Below are 603 nucleotides of genomic sequence, written 5' to 3' on the forward strand. Positions count from 1 at the left end.
GCCGCTGACTGCGGGGGCTGCAGCGCCATGGTCATGGCCTGCGTCGGCCCAGGCTGGAGCCACCATTGTCAACAACACGGTGCTCAGGATTTGGCAAGCTGCGAGCTTTGGAAAACGGGGCTTCATGCTGCACCTCCCAAACGTTGGTTGCGTTGTGTGCTCCAACGGCGCAAGGCAAAGGCCAGCAACGCCAGGGCCAGCAGCCCGCCCATCACCCACGCGGCATAACGCTTCCAAGTCGCGCCATGCGCTGCGGCACCGGCCTGGGTGTTGGCGGGCAAGTCCAAATCCCCGGCCAGCAGGTCGCTCTGCTGACCTGCGACCACAGTTGCGGTCACGCTGATAACGCCGGGTTGCAACTCTGCTGCCAGCGTGGCTTCAAACTCGCCTTCGCCATGGGGCTGAACGGGCACCTTGGTGCCGCCCAGCTCAAGCTCCAGCTTGGCATCCTTGACCGGGCTGTTGTCCGCCGCGTGGTCCAGGTACAGCGTGATGTTTTTGCCGTTGACCACGCCCACCAGCTCAAAGGCTTCGGAGGTGGCGGTGAAGCGGGGCTTAGCCGGGCCACCTGCGGTGGCAGGTGCCTCGCCATGGTCGTGGCCT

Annotated in this window: 1 protein-coding gene; it reads right to left on the reverse strand. The window is 65.0% G+C overall.

The features are described 5' to 3' along the window. Positions 1-122: 122 nt before the first annotated feature. The coding region (locus tag AC097P_RS24925; RefSeq protein ID WP_479613094.1) for a hypothetical protein at positions 123-603 on the reverse strand (481 nt) is incomplete at its 5' end.

This window comes from Rhodoferax sp. ZS1R8 (genome assembly GCF_056521325.1).